Raw genomic sequence first — 16564 nt, forward strand, 5'->3', positions numbered from 1 at the left:
CGGGCGGCATGCCCGACCTGCGCATGCCCGCCAGCCTGCGCCGCGCCAACGCCGCCGTGCAGGCCCGCCTGCTGGGAACCGAGAAACCGCAGGCCTGATGCGGCAAGCCCGGCCATCTCCGCACGGTCCGCGCAGTCCACACGACCCGGCAATATCCGAAACGATCTCCATCCCTTTCGCCCCTCCAGACGCCCCAACGGACAGGCCCGCCATCACGAGTCTCGTGATGGCGGGCCTGTCCGTTGGGGCCACAAGGGCCGGACCTGATTGGGGCTCAGGAAGGAAAATCCGTCAGCGTGCCCCGCGACCCGCGGCGGCGGCGCGGGCAAGGTGCACCAGCCCCATGCCGAAGCGCAGCAGACGCTCCGCGCCCTGTTCGCGGGCCTGCGCCTCGCGTTCCGTACCCGCCGTGGGGCCAAAGCCGGACCGCGATTGCAGCAGCGCACGGGCCAGATCCACGGGGTCCCCGGCCCGGAACGGCACCCCGTGCGGCGGGTTCTGCTCCAAATGCACGTCGATGTCGGAATACACGATGGTCTTGCCCAGTGCCCGGGCATCCTCCACCACGGTGCTCCACCCCTCGAACAGCGAGGGATGCACCACGGCATGGGCGCCGCGCAGCAACTGGATCTGGTCGCCCCGGTCGATCAGCCCCAGAATGCGCACCTGCCCGGCAATGCCAAGCCGCTGCACCTCGCGCTGCAACATGGGAAAATGGCCGGGCGCCCGGTAGTCGTGCACGCTGCCGGTGCACACCAGCGGCAGTTCCACCCCGCCGTCGCGCAGCCGCGCCAGCGCGCGGAACAGCGTCAGGTGGTCCTTGTGCGCCCAGAACTGGTTGCAGCACATCAGGTAGCCGCCAGGCACGCCGTGCTTCGCCATGGCCCCGGCCACGTCGCCGGTGTACCAGTCCGCCTCGCCCACCGTGCAGAACGGCAGGACGAAGGAACGGTCGGCCTCCACGCCGTAGAACTCCGTCAGGTCGCGCCGTGCGGCCTCGCTGCTCAGCACCACCATGTCGGCCTGACCGGCGATCTCCGCGAACAGCGCGTCCCGGTTGGCCAGTTCCTGTCCGGAAAAGAACCGGGGCAGCCGCTTGTGCTGGAAGTCGGGTATCCAGAACACGCGCGGCAGATGGGACGGGGGATTCCAGAACCCGTGCGGCAGGGGGTAGGCCAAGTCCAGCCCGGCAAAGGCCGTTTCCGGATCCTGCACGCGGAACACGCCGTCGGCGTCGCGCCCGCCGGACACCACGCGCACCTCGTCCACCAGCGGAAGGATGCCCTCGTAGCAATGCAGGGCCGGGGCCTGGGCGGCGTCGAACAGCAGCACGATGTGCGGACGCAGGCGCGGCGGCAGGGCTGCGGCCCCCATCACCAGATGGCGGACATAGTTGATGCCGCCGGTCCAGCCTTCCACTCCCCACTGCACGTAGATGCCGATGCGCATGCGCTGCCACCCTTTGCCCGAATAATGCCGTGCACCGAATCCGCCCAGCAACTGTGCCAACGGCGCCAATTGCACCAGACACGGGGCGTCTGCCAAGACGCAACGCGCCCGGCTACTGCCGGGCCGTGCCCTTCACCTGCTCCAGAAACCAGCGCGCATACTCGTGCACGCCATCTTCCAGCGGCACCGTGAGCTCCAGCCCCAACCGCCGCGCCCGTCCGATGTCCGCCCGCCAGTTCTGCGGGTCGCCCTTGCGGGCGGCCCCCGAAAATTCCGGGGTCACGTGGCCCAGGCCGCACCCCGCCGCCATGTGTTCCACCATGACGCGCACGCTGGTTTCCTGCCCGCTGCCCACGTTGCAGACGTGCACGCCCGGTCCGGGCCACGCCTCGACAAGGTGCGCGATGAACCGGGCAAGGTCGCGCACGTGGACATAATCGCGCGTTTCCTCTCCCGTTCCCGAAAACACCGCGTCGCCCGCGCGCAGCTTGTGCCCCACGTCCCACAGCAGCTGCTTGCGCAACCCCGCCCCGTAGCACGAAAACACCCGCAGCACCGCGCTGGAAATGCCGTACAGTCCGCAGAACTCGTGCGCGATGTCCTCGCACATGCGCTTGTGCCAGCCATAGGGCGATATGGGGCCAAGGGGGGCATGCTCCGCCACGGGCAGCGCGCCGGGGTTGCCGTACACCGCCGCGCTGGAAAGCTGCACCACGCGGGTGCCGGTGCCCGCCTTGCGGATGGCGTCGTACAACTGGAACACCACGGGCGGGCCGGACTGAAAGTCCACGCCGGGGCTGGTCATGGACAGCCCCACAGAGGCCACCCCCGCGCAATGCACCACCACGGCGGGGCGCAGCCGCGCGATCAGTTCGTCCAGGTCGGGGTGCGGCAGGGTCATGCGCACCAGGCGCACGGCATCGCGCGACGATGGATAGACGGACGATGCCAGGCCCACCGCTTCGCTGCCGGGCGGCAGCGCCCGCAGCACATGGCTGCCGATGAACCCCGTGGCCCCCGTGACCAGCACCGTGCCCCCGGCCATGGCTAGCGCATCCTGATGGCGAAGGCCACGCCGTAACCGGTTTCGTCGTAGACGTGGCAGCTCATGTTGGGCTGCGACTGCACCACCCGTTGCCAGATACCGCGCAGGTAGCCCAGTTCCGGATGCGAAATGTCGTCGAACACGATGGCCCCGCCGATGCGCAGGCGCGGCAGCACGGTGGCCAGGTCGCGCAGGGCCCCTTCCGGGCCGTGATCGCCGTCCACGGTGATGAGGTCGTAGGTGGCGTCCGGATGCGCCGCGAAATGGGCGGGCACCGTCGTGGTCGAATCGCCGGTGACGAAGCGCAGCCCACCCCTGTGGCCAAGCTGCGCCATCTGGGCGGCCACGTAATCCGGGCCGGGATTCTCCATGCCCGCATAGTCGCGCAGCCACAGGTCGAAGCCCACCACATCGGCGGAGGGGCGGCGGTCAAGCACCATGGCAAGGCTGCGACCACGCCGCACGCCAATCTCCAGGTACGACTCCACACCAAGCAGATCCGCCAGGACGTACAGCACGGTGCAGATGTCCGCGTAGCGCCAGGATTCGCCAAACCGCGCCATGCCGCGCCGCATGAACCCCTTGAGGTAGGCGGAGTAGTCGTCCTCGTCCAGCCGGGCCAGCACGTCGAGCACCCCGGCGTAGACCTCCGGCTTGTACAGGGCGGCGGCCAGTGTCGAGGCCCCGGCCAGTGACGGCGCGTACCACTGCGTCTTCCCGTCGTGAACATAGGTGGATGCCCGCACGCGGTCGGCGCACCACTCAGCGATCTGCAACATCGGCATCGGCCTCCTGTGCCGTATGGCCCGCGGTTGCGGGCAGGAAATCCACCAGCCCTACGCCTGCAACCGCAACGGCCCGTTGCCGTTGCCGCCGTCCTTTTCCTCGCGGCTGAACTGCACGGCGGTGCCGTAGCAGGAGAAGAACTTGGAACCGTCGGGATGGAAGGCCACGTTTTCCTGGTAGCCCACGATGGCCTGCGCGCCCTTGTTCACGGCGCGAGCCGCCATGCCGAAGAACGTTTCGTCGGAATCGTAACCCCGGCAGGCCACAAGGCCCAGCACGCGACCTATCCTGCGGTCTTCCACGCCATCGGTGGTGACCACGGGAAAGCGCCCGGACAGGAACAGTTCACGCACCCGCTCGAGGTTTTCGGTCTGCGCGGCCTCGGCCTTGCGCGCCTTTTTGTCGTTGCCGCCAAGCAGAAACAGCATGGGGAAGCCTCCTTGCGTTGAATCCGGCGGAATGCCGCCACGCCGCCGGATGATGCAAGAGCCTTGCCGCGCGCACATCATGCTGTATTCGCACATAATCCAAAAAACGAATGCCGGACTGTGTCGAGAATACGACACCGCCCGGCACATTCCGCCGCCGTTGCACGCGGCAATCCCGCCGCCGCCATGGCGGCGCTCCGGAATCGTGCCTACACGCAACCCGCACACGCCAGCCCGCGCCGCGTGGTCCGCAATACGCTGCCGGGTCCGCCCCTGCCACGCCCGGAAATCTTCCGGGGCCCGGCTACACCAACGGCACCAACCCCAGCGAGGCCCGGAACAGAAACCAGCCCAGCGCGGCCACGTACAGCACCAGTCCCACGATGACCAGCTTGAGCGACCACAGGAAATAGCGCGTCTTGCGGTTGCGCACGGCCAGCAGCCGCAGAAAGCTGGCCTCCACCGTATCGCCGCGCAGGCTGGACATCCAGCGCACCCGCACCACCCCGTACAGCGCCACGAACAACCCGGCCAGAATGCACACCAGCCCGGCCATCAGGGTCAGCCCGCTGAACGGTCCGGCCGCCGCCAGCCGGTGTCCGGAAAAACCGGCCACGGAAATGGCCAGCGCCCCCACGCCAAAGATCATCTGGGTGCGCTGGGTGACGATGCCGAACTGCTGTTGCAGGCTCTTCCACACCTCGGCCTCGCTGCCCAGCACCTGGAGCAGGAAATGGTATTCCTCGTACAAGCCGCAGGTGTCGTCGCGCCAGGTCGGGCCGCCGCGTTCGTAGTCGTCGGGCTGGCCCATGGCCGATCCGTCCTGCCCGGCACCGCCGCCAGCGTGGTCCCCGGCCTCCGGCGACAAGCGGCAGGTGGACTCGTTGGCGGTCTCCCGCTTCCGCTCAGCCTGATGTTGCGCAGCCTGTTCCGTCATTGTGGGCTCCTTCCGGATGGTTCGTAACCGTATCCATCAGAATATCCCCGGCGGACTGCCCGCACAAGCACGACAATGCGCGTGGCATACGGCTGTGCACGACTGCCCCCAACCGGACGGGGCGCACCGGACGCACCCGGTCATTGCGCACCCGGTCATTGCGAACGACCACTCATACGCGACCATGCGTGGCACACCGGGATACGAGACGAAACAGCACATCGTGCCGAGCCGCACGGCGCAGTCCTTGACCTTGGCGTGGAAGTCCAGCATTAGTTGCAGTCACGGGGGCACTACTGCAAACTGCGCGGTCAAACACCCGGTCCCCCCGGCGGAGCGCCCGCAGGCAACGCCGCCCGGGATGACGCGTCGGCCCGTCTGCCCATCCTGGCCAGCCCGACCTTCGCGCCCCGTCCGGTCTGGCGCTTCACCCTTCCTCGCACCACAGCCTTTCGGCGGAACCTCCGCATGCATACCAGCCCGTTTTCGTCGGTCCGGCCCCCGCGCCGCTCCGTCCCTGCCCTGCGACACCGCCACGCGGCATGCCGCACAACGCTCCGCAGCCCGGCCTGCGTGCTGACGGCGCTGACCCTCTTGCTGTGCCTGTCGCTGTGCCTGCCACTGGACCTGTCGCCGGGCCTGGCATCGTCGCCGACAACGGTTCCCATGTCCGGCGCACTCCTGCCCACCGGACCCGCGCCCGCCCGGGCCGCCCCGGCCCAGGCTCTTCCGTCTTCCCCGTCCTCCCAAGCGGCCCAGCCATCCCAATCCCCGGACACCGCCACCTCAGCCACCGGCGCCGCCGGTTCGCTGGGCGCCCAAGAAGGCGCGCGCAAGAACGTGCTGTACCTGAACTCGTACCACAACGGGTACGCCTGGTCCGACCACATCCAGGAGGGCATCCGCCAGACGTTGGCCGAAAGCCCGTACAGCATCGTGTTCCAGGTGGAATACATGGACTCCAAGAAGTTCCACTACCAGGACACGGTTTCCACCCTGTACGCCCTGTACCGCGACAAGTTCCGCAACAAGAAGTTCGACATCATCATCGCCTCGGACAACGTGGCGGTGGATTTCCTGCTCCAGTTCGGCGAAGAACTGTTCCCCGGCGTGCCCATCGTGTTCTGCGGGCTGAACGACGTGCAGCCCGAAACCCTGCGCGCCACCGGGCGCGAGATCACCGGGGTGCTCGAAAACTACGACGTGGCCTACAACATCGAGCTGGCCCTGCGGCTCAACCCGCAACTGCGACGCATGGTGATCATCGGCGACGATTCGGTCACCGGCGCGGCCATCCGCAATCAGGTGCTGGCCCAGTTGGGGCCGTTCAAGGACCGCCTGGTGGTGGAGGAATGGAGCGAATACAGCCTGGACCAGATGCTGGACTGGGTGCGCGACCAGACCCCGGACACCTTCTTCTATTTCGTGCCCATCTACCGCGACATCGACGGCCAGTTCTATTCGGCCGAAGAACTGCTGGAAAAGGTGCACGCCGCCTCGCGCGCTCCGCTGTACAGCAACTGGGCCTTCCTGCTGGGGCACGGCATCGTGGGCGGCAAGCTCATCTCCGGGGTGCGCCACGGCGAAATGGCCGCGCGCATGGCCATGCAGGTGCTGAGCGGCATCCGCGCCTCGTCCATTCCCATCGTGGAGCAGGCCGACCAGGCCTTCATGTTCGACAACAACGAGTTGCAGCGGCTGTTCATCAGCCCCTCGCAGCTGCCGCCCGACAGCATCATCATCAACGAGCCCAGCCGGTTCTACGAACTGAACAAGCAGGTCTTCTGGACCATCATCGTCAGCATGGTCATCCTGTCGGTGACCCTGGTGCTGCTGGTCATGAACATCCTGGAAAAGCGGCGGGTGGAAGGCAAGATCAAGGACCAGCTGTCGTTCCTGCGCTCGCTGATGGATACCATACCCATCCCCATCTACAGCAAGGACGCCGACGGTCGGGTGCGAGAATGCAACGTGGCCTTCGAACGGTTCTTCGGCGTGGACCGCGAAGCATTGCTGGGCCGCTACGAATGGCAGGCCGGGCCGGAAGGCGTGGCCATGCTGCGCGACGCGTCCGACACCAGCCTGATGCACGAGCCGGGCGTGGCCAGCTACGAAACCACCCTGCCCGGCCCCGAAGGCTCGCCCCATTCCATCATCATGCACAAGGCCACCTACCGCAATTCCAAGGGCGCGGTGGCGGGGCTGGTGGGCGTGGTCTTCGACTACACCGACCGCAAGAAGGCCGAGGACAGGCTGCGCGCCGCCGAGGAAAAGTACCGCTCGCTGTTCGAAAGCTCGCCGCTCGGCATCTTCCGCGTCACCCCGGACGGCGACTACCTGGACGCCAACCCGGCCATGGCGCGCATGTCGGGCTATGCCTCACCGGCCCTGCTGCTGGCGTCGGGCGCGGGCACCTTTGCCCGGCTGCACGGGGCGCCGGACATGTCCGGTTCCGGGCCGGGCATGGGACAGGACATGGTGATCTCGTTCGACTCCAGCGTGGACCGGCCCGGCGGCGACACCGTGACCATGCACCTGACCATGCGCCCCCACCTCGACGAGGCGGGCAAGGTGCGCCACATCGAGGGCTACGCGGAAGACATCACCCAGCGCAAGGCCGCGGAGCGCGCCCTTTCCGCCTCGCAGCGCATGTTGCAGCTGGTGCTCGATAACATTCCCCAGTTCGTCTACTGGAAGGACCGCGACCTGAAATACATGGGCGCCAACAAGTCGTTCCTCGGCTTCGTGGGGCTGGACAGCACCGATGCGCTGCTGGGCCGCACCGACGAAGAGGTGCTGCCCTCCACCGAGGACGCCGCCCGCGTGCACGACGACGACGAGGCCGTGGTGCGCTCCGGCCAGCCGCGCTACCAGACCAAGATCACCATCACCTCGCCCGGCGGCGAGGCGGTGTGGCTGGAAACAAACCGTGTGCCCCTGCTGAGCGACCGTGGCGGGCAGGCGGAAGGTGACGGCGGCGACGTGGTGGGCCTTCTGACCACTGCCGAAGACGTCACCCAGCGCATCCGGCTGGAGCGCCAGTTGCTCCAGTCGCAGAAGATGGAAGCCATTGGCACGCTTGCGGGCGGCATCTCGCACGATTTCAACAATATCCTTACGTCCATCATCAATTCCATCGAACTTGCCATCAGCGACATCGCGGCGGACTCGCTGACCTGCAACGACCTGATGCGCGCCCTGAAGGCCGCCCAGCGCGGCAGCCGCCTGGTCAAGCAGATACTGACCTTCAGCCGCCCCTCCGTGGAAGGCTTCGTCATCGCCGACATCAACGAGGTGCTCAACGAGGCGCTGGTGCTCATCAAGGCCTCGCTGCCCCGCAACATCGAGATCCGCAAGGCCATTCCGCCGCGCCCGTCCATCACCCGGGCAGACCCCACCCAGATCCACCAGGTGCTCATGAACCTGTGCACCAACTCGTTCCAGGCCCTGCGCGACACGGGCGGCGTGCTGGAGGTGAACCTGGAGCAGGAGATGCTGTCCGAAGAACGAGCCCTGGAACTGGGCATGGAACCGGGCTGCGCCCTGCGCCTGACCGTGGCCGATGACGGCCCCGGCATTGCGCCGGAAATCGTGGACAAGATCTTCGACCCGTTCTTCACCACCAAGGGCAAGACCGAAGGCACCGGCCTCGGCCTTGCCGTGGTGCACGGCATCATAAAGGGCCACCGGGGCGCGGTGCGCGTTGCCAGCGTGCCGTGGCGGCGAACGGAATTCGAGATATACCTGCCCATGCACGCGCAGGACGCCTGCCTCATCGACCCGGCCCTGCTGGCCCCGGAAATGGGCAGCGAGCGCATCCTGTTCGTGGAGGACGACGACGACCAGCTGCACACCATTCCCCGGGTGCTCGAAAGCCTGGGCTACACCGTGCGGCCCTTCAAGAACCCGCTGCTGGCGCTGGCCGCCGTGCGCGAGCACCCCGCCTCGTTCGACCTGGTGATCACCGACTTCGACATGCCGGAAGCGAACGGCCTTGAGCTTGCCCGCAAAATGGGCGATATTGCGCCGAACATGCCGATAATCCTCGTTTCGGGCCGCGAGGTGGCAGCCGAAGGGGCGGCCGTCGCCGGAAACATCAAGGCCATGGTCCACAAGCCGTACAACCGGAACATCCTGGCCGACGCCATCCGCCGGGTGTTCGCCCGGCTGGGGAGCTAGCAAGCGTGCCCACCATTCTCGTCATCGACGACGACGTCCAGGTCTGCGAGACCATCGCCAGCCTGCTGGCCCGCCTGCGCTACGCCTGCGAAACGGCCCACACACTGGAAGAGGGGCTGCGCAAGCTGGAAACCGCCGACGTGGACGTGGTGTTTCTGGACGTGCGCCTGCCCGATGGCAACGGGCTGGACGCGCTGCCGCGCATCCGGCTTTCGCCGTCGCGGCCAGAGGTCATCATCCTGACCGGCGAGGGCGACCCCGACGGCGCGGAACTGGCCATCCAGGGCGGCGTGTGGGACTACCTGGTCAAGCCTTCGCCCATCAAGCAGACCACCCTCACCCTGCACCGCGCCCTGCAATACCGCGAGGAAAAACTGTCGCGCGGAGATGCCGCCGCCGTGGCGCTGGACCTGGACGGCGTGGTGGGCACCAGCCCCTCCATGCGCCAGTGCTTCGACCTGGTGGCTCATGCCGCCTCGTCCGACGCCAACGTGCTGGTCACCGGCGAAACGGGCACCGGCAAGGAACTTTTCGCCCGCACCATCCACCGCAACAGCACCCGCCGCGCGGGCAACTTCGTGGTGGTGGACTGTGCCGCGCTGACCGAAAGCCTGGTGGAATCCACCCTGTTCGGCCATCGCAAGGGGGCCTTCACCAGCGCCCTCACCGACCGCGACGGCCTGGTCAAGCTGGCCGACGGCGGCACCCTGTTCCTGGACGAAGTGGGCGAAATGCCCCTGTCCATCCAGCGTTCGTTCCTGCGCTTCCTGCAGGAACGAACCTTCCGTCCGGTGGGCGGCACCCAGGAAATCAAGAGCGACTTCCGGCTCATCTCCGCCACCAACCGCGATCTGGACGCCATGGTGGAGCGCGGCGAATTCCGCAAGGACCTGCTGTTCCGCCTGAAGACCGTGCACGTGGAACTGCCCCCGCTGCGCAGCCGCCCGGAAGACCTGAAGCCCCTGGCCATCTACCACGTGAACCGGCTGTGCGAGCAGTACGGGGTGCCCCACAAGGGTTTTTCGCCCGACTTCTTCCAGCAGCTGGCCCAGTACGACTGGCCGGGCAACGTGCGCGAACTGTATAACGTGCTGGAGCGCTCGTTCGTCATCTCCGGGCTTGAAAGCGTGCTCTACGCGCTGCACCTGCCCCAGGACGTCCGCATCAAGATCACCCGCGCCGCCATCGCCCGCCCCGCCACGGGCGAAGGCGGCATCGGCAGCGAATCCGCCACCAGCCCCTCCGCCGCCGACGGCAACGGCGACGGTTCCGGCGGTGCACAGGACATGGTGCCACCGGCCAAACGTGCCGACGGCCTGCATGGTCCGGATGCCGCCTTCACCAGCCCCTTGCCGCCGCTCAAGGGCTTCAAGCGTCTCATGGAGCGCAAGTACCTTGAAATCCTCATTGGCCAGACCGGCGGGAACCTGCAGGAGATGCTGGACGTCTCCGGCCTGTCGCGCTCGCACTTCTATGCCCTGCTGAAAAAGAATAATATGTCGCTGTAGACGGGGCGCGGTAGGCTTGGGGTACATCCCTCCGGCAGGTGTCCTACCTTTCGGACGCGGCCCCCATGCCCTTCCCGGCATCCGTTTTTTCGGACACGGGACGCAACCCGCCCCAATGAACCGTTTGACCATTCAATTCGGCGGCGTTACGCTTCAACGCTGCCATTCCACGGCCCCCGCCTTTCCATGCGCCGCAACGCCTGCTGTCCGGATTTTCGGACCACCCGCTGGCGTCAGTTTCATAAGATGAATCGATACTTCAACAATCCAAGGAGGATGCAGCCACCGCACCGATGTAACGGAACTGGCACACTTCTTGTTGTTGCGTAGAGGCCGCAGCCTGCCCGCCCACCTTCCGGGTGCCGGTGCCGGGTCCGCAGGGTCCGCCAAGTCCACAGGTCCACAGGGACCACAGGGACCACAAGGATCGCAAGGATCGGGGCACCCCCCGAAAAGGCCAGGCAGACGGGCACACGCCGCAACGCGACACCAACGGCCCGGCAACGGCAGCGAAACCGCGCCACAAGGGCCGGCATGACGAGGCACGACACCGGGTTCATGCCCATTTCCGGCGATCATGCCCATTTTCGGAGTCATGTCACGGACCGCGCCGCAAGGCACGGCTGACCTTTCACCCCCGCTTCAAGGTTAGCAATCCCAAGGAGAGATCAATGGCCAAGAAAATGAAGACCATGGATGGCAACACCGCTGCCGCGTACGTCGCCTACGCGCTCAGCGATACCTCTGCCATCTACCCCATCACCCCTTCTTCCAACATGGGTGAATCGGCGGACGAATGGGCCGCCCAGGGCAAGAAGAACCTTTTCGGGCAGACGGTTTCCGTCCGCCAACTGCAGTCCGAAGCGGGCGCCGCGGGCGCCGTGCACGGCTCGCTGGCCGCTGGCGCGCTGACCTCCACCTTCACCGCCTCGCAGGGCCTGCTGCTGATGATCCCGAACATGTACAAGATCGCCGGTGAACTGCTTCCCGGCGTCTTCCATGTTTCGGCCCGCGCGCTGGCCTCGCACGCGCTGTCCATCTTCGGCGACCACCAGGACGTCATGGCCGCCCGCCAGACCGGCTTCGCCTTCCTGAACTCCAACTCGGTGCAGGAAGCCATGGACATGGCGCTGGTCTCCCACCTGTCCGCCATCGAGTCCAGCGTGCCGTTCTGTCACTTCTTCGACGGCTTCCGCACCTCGCACGAACTGCAGAAGATCGAAGTCATCGAATACGACGACATGAAGAAGCTGGTGAACTGGGAAAAGGTGGAAGCCTTCCGCCAGAACGCCATGAACCCCGAGCACCCGCACATTCGCGGCACCGCGCAGAACCCGGACATCTACTTCCAGGCGCGTGAAGCCTGCAACTCGTTCTACAATGCCGTGCCCGGCATCGTGGCGAACTACATGAAGAAGGTCGGCGAAATCACCGGCCGTTCCTACAAGCTGTTCGACTACGTGGGCCACCCCGAAGCCGAGCGCGTGATCATCGCCATGGGTTCCGCCTGCGAAACCATCGAGGAAGTGGTCAACTTCCTGAACGCCAAGGGCGAGCGCGTGGGCCTGGTCAAGGTGCGCCTGTACCGTCCGTTCTCCATCGACCACATGCTGTCGGTTCTGCCCGCCACCGCCGACACCATCACCGTGCTCGACCGCACCAAGGAAGCCGGCTCGCTGGGCGAACCGCTGTACCTTGACGTGTGTACCGCCTTCATGGAGCGCGGCGAAATGCCCAAGCTCCTCGCCGGCCGCTACGGCCTGGGTTCGAAGGAATTCACCCCCGCCATGGCCAAGGCCGTGTACGACAACATGAAGGTTGTCGGCCCCAAGAACCACTTCACCGTGGGCATCATCGACGACGTCACCGACACCTCGCTGGAAGTGACCGAAGGCGTCGACACCGTGCCCGCCGGCACCGTGCAGTGCAAGTTCTTCGGCCTTGGCGCCGACGGCACCGTGGGCGCCAACAAGCAGGCCATCAAGATCATCGGCGACAACACCGACATGTACGCCCAGGGCTACTTTGCCTACGACTCCAAGAAGTCGGGCGGCTTCACCGTGTCGCACCTGCGCTTCGGCAACAGCCCCATCCAGTCCACCTACCTGGTCAACAGCGCCGACTACATCGCCTGCCACAAGTCGGCCTACGTGCACCAGTACGACGTGCTCGACGGCATCAAGACCGGCGGCACCTTCGTGCTGAACTCGCACTGGAACAGCGTGGAAGACATGGAGAAGGAACTGCCCGCCTCCATGCTGCGCACCATCGCCCGCAAGAAGCTGAAGTTCTACAACGTGGACGCCGTGAAGGTTGCCACCGAAGTGGGCCTTGGCGGGCGCATCAACATGATCATGCAGACCGCGTTCTTCAAGCTGTCCAGCGTGATTCCCTTCGACCAGGCCGTGGCGCTGCTGAAGGATTCCATCCACAAGGCCTACGGCAAGAAGGGCGAAAAGATCGTGGCCATGAACGTGGCCGCCGTTGACAAGGCCATCGAGGCCGTCACCGAGATCAAGTACCCCGAATCCTGGGCCACCGCCGCCGACGCCGCTCCCGTGGCCAACGCTGACCCCGACTTCATCACCAACGTGGTGCGTCCCATCCTGGCCCAGCAGGGCGACAAGCTGCCGGTTTCGGCCTTCGAGCCCGACGGCCTGTTCCCGGTGGGCACCGCCGCCTTCGAAAAGCGCGGCGTGGCCATCACCGTGCCCGAATGGCTGTCCGAAAACTGCATCCAGTGCAACCAGTGCTCGTTCGTGTGCCCGCACGCGGCCATCCGCCCCATCCTGGCCTCTGATGAGGAACTGGCCGGCGCGCCCGCCTCGTTCGTGGCCATCGAAGCCAAGGGCAAGGAACTGAACGGCCTGAAGTACCGCATGCAGGTGTACGCCCAGGACTGCATGGGCTGCGGCTCGTGCGCCGACGTCTGCCCGGCCAAGAACAAGGCCCTGGTCATGAAGCCCATCGAAACCCAGATGGCCGACCAGGTTGCCAACCTTGCCTACGCCGACGCCAACATCGCCATCAAGGACACCCTGATGGCCCGCGACAGCCTGAAGGGCTCGCAGTTCCAGCAGCCGCTGATGGAATTCTCCGGCGCCTGCGCGGGCTGCGGTGAAACCCCGTACGTCAAGCTGCTTACCCAGATGTTCGGCGAACGCATGGTGGTGGCCAACGCCACCGGCTGCTCGTCCATCTGGGGCGCTTCCGCCCCCACCACGCCGTACACCACCAACAAGGACGGGCACGGCCCGGCCTGGGGCAACTCGCTGTTCGAAGACGCCGCCGAATTCGGCTACGGCATGGCCATGGCCTACAACCAGCGCCGCGGCAAGCTTGCCGACGTGGTGGCCGAAGCCCTGACCCTGGACCTGGACGCCGACCTGAAGGCCGCCCTGCAGGGCTGGCTGGACAACAAGGACGACGCCGAAGGCTCCAGGAAGTACGGCGAAGAAATCCTTGGCCTGCTCGGCGGCGCGGACGACCATCCGCTGCTGGACGAGCTGTGGCACATGAGCGACCAGTTCACCAAGAAGTCCGTCTGGATCTTCGGCGGTGACGGCTGGGCCTACGACATCGGCTACGGCGGCGTGGACCACGTGCTGGCCAGCGGCGAGGACATCAACATCCTGGTCATGGACACCGAAGTGTACTCCAACACCGGCGGCCAGGCCTCCAAGGCCACCCCGCTGGGCTCCATCGCCAAGTTCGCCGCCTCGGGCAAGAAGACCGGCAAGAAGGACCTTGGCCGCATGGCCATGACCTACGGCTACGTCTACGTTGCCTGCGTCTCCATGGGCGCCAACAAGCAGCAGGTGCTGAAGGCCTTCAAGGAAGCCGAAGCCTACAAGGGCCCCTCGCTGATCATCGCCTACGCCCCCTGCATCAACCAGGGCCTGCGCAAGGGCATGGGCAAGTCCATGGAAGAAGCCAAGATGGCCGTGGAATCCGGCTACTGGCCCCTGTACCGCTTCAACCCCGAACTTGCCGAAGAAGGCAAGAACCCGTTCGTGCTCGAATCGAAGGCCCCCAACGGCACCATGCAGGAATTCATGGCTGGTGAAACCCGTTACGCCGCCCTCGAAAAGATCGCTCCCGAAGAGTCCAAGCGCCTGCGCGCGGCCATCGAGAAGGAGTACAACGAACGTTACCTGCTGCTGAAGCAGATCTCCGAAGCGCCCGCCGTTACCGCCCCCGCCGGGGAACCGGTGACCGTGGGAAACGGGGATAGCGGCTTCTGCGCCGTCACCGAAACGCCGGAACATGCCCGGCGCAAGGGTGGCGATGCCTGCGACGATGGTCGGGCCGCTGAATAACCCTACCTGGTAGAACAGTGCCGGAGGGGAGGTGCAAACCCCTCCGGCACTTGCATACCTTTCCCAATCCCGGCGGGTGCACTCCGGGGGCGGGTCACGCACAACATAAGAGGAGCGTCTTGATGTCATTGGAATTGCTTGCATTGGTGGCACTGTTGCCCATCCTTGTGGCTCTGGTTCTCATGGTTGGCATGCGCTGGCCGTCCACCCGCGCCATGCCCCTGGCCTGGCTTGTCTGCGTGCTGGGCGCCATCGGCGCCTGGAACCTGCCCGCCGGGTATATCGCGGCGCTGTCGCTGCAGGGCGTGGTTACCGCCATCGGCGTGCTGATCATCGTGTTCGGGGCCATCATAATCCTGTACACCCTCAAGTATTCTGGCGGCATGGAAACCATCCAGTACGGAATGCAGAACATCAGCCGAGACAAGCGCATCCAGGCTATCATCATCGGCTACATGTTCGCGGCCTTCATCGAAGGCGCCGCCGGCTTCGGCACGCCCGCCGCGCTGGCCGCCCCGCTGCTGCTGTCCCTCGGCTTTCCGCCGCTGGCCGCCGCCGTCATCTGCCTTGTGTTCAACTCGTTCCCCGTGTCGTTCGGCGCGGTGGGCACGCCCATCCTCATCGGCCTGAAGTTCCTTGCTCCGCTGACCAAGGACGCTGTGGCCTCCGGCGTTGCCCTTAACTTCACCGATTTCGGCTCCTTCGCCAAAGTCATCGGCCAGTGGGTCACCCTGATGCACGGCCCGATGGTCTTCATCCTGCCCATCTTCATGCTGGGCTTCCTTACCCGCTTCTACGGCCAGAAGAAGTCGTGGTCCGAAGGCTTTGCCGCCTGGCAGTTCTGCGTGTTTTCCGCCGTGGCCTTCATCGTGCCTTACCTGACCTTTGCATGGCTGGTGGGCCCCGAATTCCCGTCGCTGATCGGCGGGCTTGTGGGCCTTGGCATCATCGTGGCCGGCGCCAAGAAGGGCTTCTGCGTGCCCAAGGAAACCTGGGACTTCGGCCCTCAGTCCACCTGGGAACCTGAATGGACCGGTTCCATCGCCACCAGCACCAACACTGAATTCAAGCCGCACATGAGCCAGTTCATGGCGTGGCTGCCCTATATCCTCATCGGCGTCATCCTGGTGCTGACCCGTATTCCCGAACTGGGCCTGAAGGGCTTCCTGTCTGCCCAGAAGCTGCCCATCAACGACATTCTCGGCTACAAGGGCGTTTCCGCCTCCATCGACTACCTGTACCTGCCCGGCACCATTCCCTTCACCCTCGTTGCCCTGCTGACCATCGTGCTGCACGGCATGAAGGGTGACTCGGTCAAGAAGGCCTGGAGCGAATCGCTCTCCAAGATGAAGGCTCCCACCATCGCGCTGTTCGCTGCGGTGGCCCTGGTGTCCATCTTCCGCGGTTCCGGCGTGGCCGACGTGGCCCTGAACCCCAACAGCTACCCCTCCATGCCCCTGGCCATGGCCAAGACCGTCGCCGCCTTTGCGGGCAACGCCTGGCCCATGCTGGCCTCTTACGTGGGCGGCCTTGGCGCGTTCATCACCGGTTCGAACACCGTTTCGGACCTTCTGTTCGCCGAATTCCAGTGGGGCGTTGCGCAGCAGCTCAGCCTGCCCCGCCAGATCATCGTGGCCGCCCAGGTGGCCGGTGGCGCCATGGGCAACATGGTGTGCATCCACAACATCGTTGCCGTCTGCGCCGTTACCGGCCTGATCGGCCGCGAAGGTATGATCCTGAAGCGCACCTTCTGGCCTTTTGCCCTCTACGGCATCGTCGTGGGCATCATCGCCAGCGTGCTTTGCTTCGGGGCGTACTCCAACCTGTTCTAGTTTCGAGGTGCAAGGGGGGCGGGGCAGCGCCCCGCCCCCCTTTTCAACAGAGGAGTGGCTGAACATACAGCCAGGAAAGGA

Annotated in this window: 9 protein-coding genes; 4 read left to right on the forward strand and 5 right to left on the reverse strand. The window is 65.8% G+C overall.

Annotation, left to right across the window (positions count from 1 at the left end; genetic code table 11):
- Window positions 1–291 precede the first annotated feature (291 nt).
- The 5 genes from FVW27_RS01525 to FVW27_RS01545 all read right to left on the reverse strand — a co-directional run bounded on the left by FVW27_RS01525 (window position 292) and on the right by FVW27_RS01545 (window position 4645).
- Entirely contained in the window at window positions 292–1449 is a 1158-nt protein-coding gene (locus FVW27_RS01525; RefSeq protein ID WP_167122136.1) for a glycosyltransferase family 4 protein, read from the reverse strand.
- 112 nt (window positions 1450–1561) lie between these two features.
- Window positions 1562–2494 carry an NAD-dependent epimerase/dehydratase family protein gene (locus FVW27_RS01530; RefSeq protein ID WP_167122138.1) on the reverse strand — a complete coding sequence of 311 codons (933 nt, stop codon included), beginning with the start codon at window positions 2492–2494 and terminating at the stop codon, window positions 1562–1564.
- A 2-nt stretch (window positions 2495–2496) separates the two neighbouring features.
- Window positions 2497–3273: a class I SAM-dependent methyltransferase gene (locus tag FVW27_RS01535; protein WP_167122140.1), complete on the reverse strand. Its 777-nt coding sequence runs from the start codon at window positions 3271–3273 to the stop codon at window positions 2497–2499.
- Window positions 3274–3330: 57 nt separating this feature from the next.
- Window positions 3331–3708: a hypothetical protein gene (locus tag FVW27_RS01540; protein ID WP_035067259.1), complete on the reverse strand. Its 378-nt coding sequence runs from the start codon at window positions 3706–3708 to the stop codon at window positions 3331–3333.
- A 304-nt stretch (window positions 3709–4012) separates the two neighbouring features.
- Window positions 4013–4645, reverse strand: a complete 633-nt coding sequence (locus FVW27_RS01545) for a DUF202 domain-containing protein (RefSeq protein WP_167122141.1) — start codon at window positions 4643–4645, stop codon at window positions 4013–4015.
- Between the two features lie 468 nt (window positions 4646–5113).
- On the opposite strand from FVW27_RS01545, the gene FVW27_RS01550 reads away from it, so the two are divergent.
- From FVW27_RS01550 to FVW27_RS01565, 4 genes are all read left to right on the forward strand, one after another.
- A complete protein-coding gene (locus FVW27_RS01550) occupies window positions 5114–8824 on the forward strand; it encodes a hybrid sensor histidine kinase/response regulator (protein WP_243838141.1) in 3711 nt (1236 codons plus the stop codon).
- Between the two features lie 5 nt (window positions 8825–8829).
- Window positions 8830–10332: a sigma 54-interacting transcriptional regulator gene (locus FVW27_RS01555; protein ID WP_167122143.1), complete on the forward strand. Its 1503-nt coding sequence runs from the start codon at window positions 8830–8832 to the stop codon at window positions 10330–10332.
- Between the two features lie 671 nt (window positions 10333–11003).
- On the forward strand, window positions 11004–14651 hold the full coding sequence (nifJ, locus tag FVW27_RS01560) for a pyruvate:ferredoxin (flavodoxin) oxidoreductase (RefSeq protein ID WP_167122145.1): 3648 nt from the start codon (window positions 11004–11006) through the stop codon (window positions 14649–14651).
- 122 nt (window positions 14652–14773) lie between these two features.
- Window positions 14774–16483 (forward strand): L-lactate permease, encoded by a 1710-nt coding sequence (locus FVW27_RS01565; RefSeq protein ID WP_167122146.1) that lies wholly within the window; start codon window positions 14774–14776, stop codon window positions 16481–16483.
- Window positions 16484–16564: the final 81 nt, after the last annotated feature.

The sequence above is a fragment of the Nitratidesulfovibrio liaohensis genome (assembly GCF_011682075.1).
Classification (GTDB): Bacteria; Desulfobacterota; Desulfovibrionia; order Desulfovibrionales; family Desulfovibrionaceae; genus Cupidesulfovibrio; species Cupidesulfovibrio liaohensis.

Excerpts from the sequence above, each read along its gene's own strand:
- FVW27_RS01550 (WP_243838141.1), top strand. The coding sequence starts at position 5,114 with ATGCATACCAGCCCGTTTTCGTCGGTCCGGCCCCCGCGCCGCTCCGTC.
- FVW27_RS01540 (WP_035067259.1), bottom strand. The coding sequence starts at position 3,708 with ATGCTGTTTCTGCTTGGCGGCAACGACAAAAAGGCGCGCAAGGCCGAG.
- FVW27_RS01525 (WP_167122136.1), bottom strand. The coding sequence starts at position 1,449 with ATGCGCATCGGCATCTACGTGCAGTGGGGAGTGGAAGGCTGGACCGGC.
- FVW27_RS01530 (WP_167122138.1), bottom strand. The coding sequence starts at position 2,494 with ATGGCCGGGGGCACGGTGCTGGTCACGGGGGCCACGGGGTTCATCGGC.
- FVW27_RS01535 (WP_167122140.1), bottom strand. The coding sequence starts at position 3,273 with ATGTTGCAGATCGCTGAGTGGTGCGCCGACCGCGTGCGGGCATCCACC.
- nifJ (WP_167122145.1), top strand. The coding sequence starts at position 11,004 with ATGGCCAAGAAAATGAAGACCATGGATGGCAACACCGCTGCCGCGTAC.
- FVW27_RS01545 (WP_167122141.1), bottom strand. The coding sequence starts at position 4,645 with ATGACGGAACAGGCTGCGCAACATCAGGCTGAGCGGAAGCGGGAGACC.
- FVW27_RS01565 (WP_167122146.1), top strand. The coding sequence starts at position 14,774 with ATGTCATTGGAATTGCTTGCATTGGTGGCACTGTTGCCCATCCTTGTG.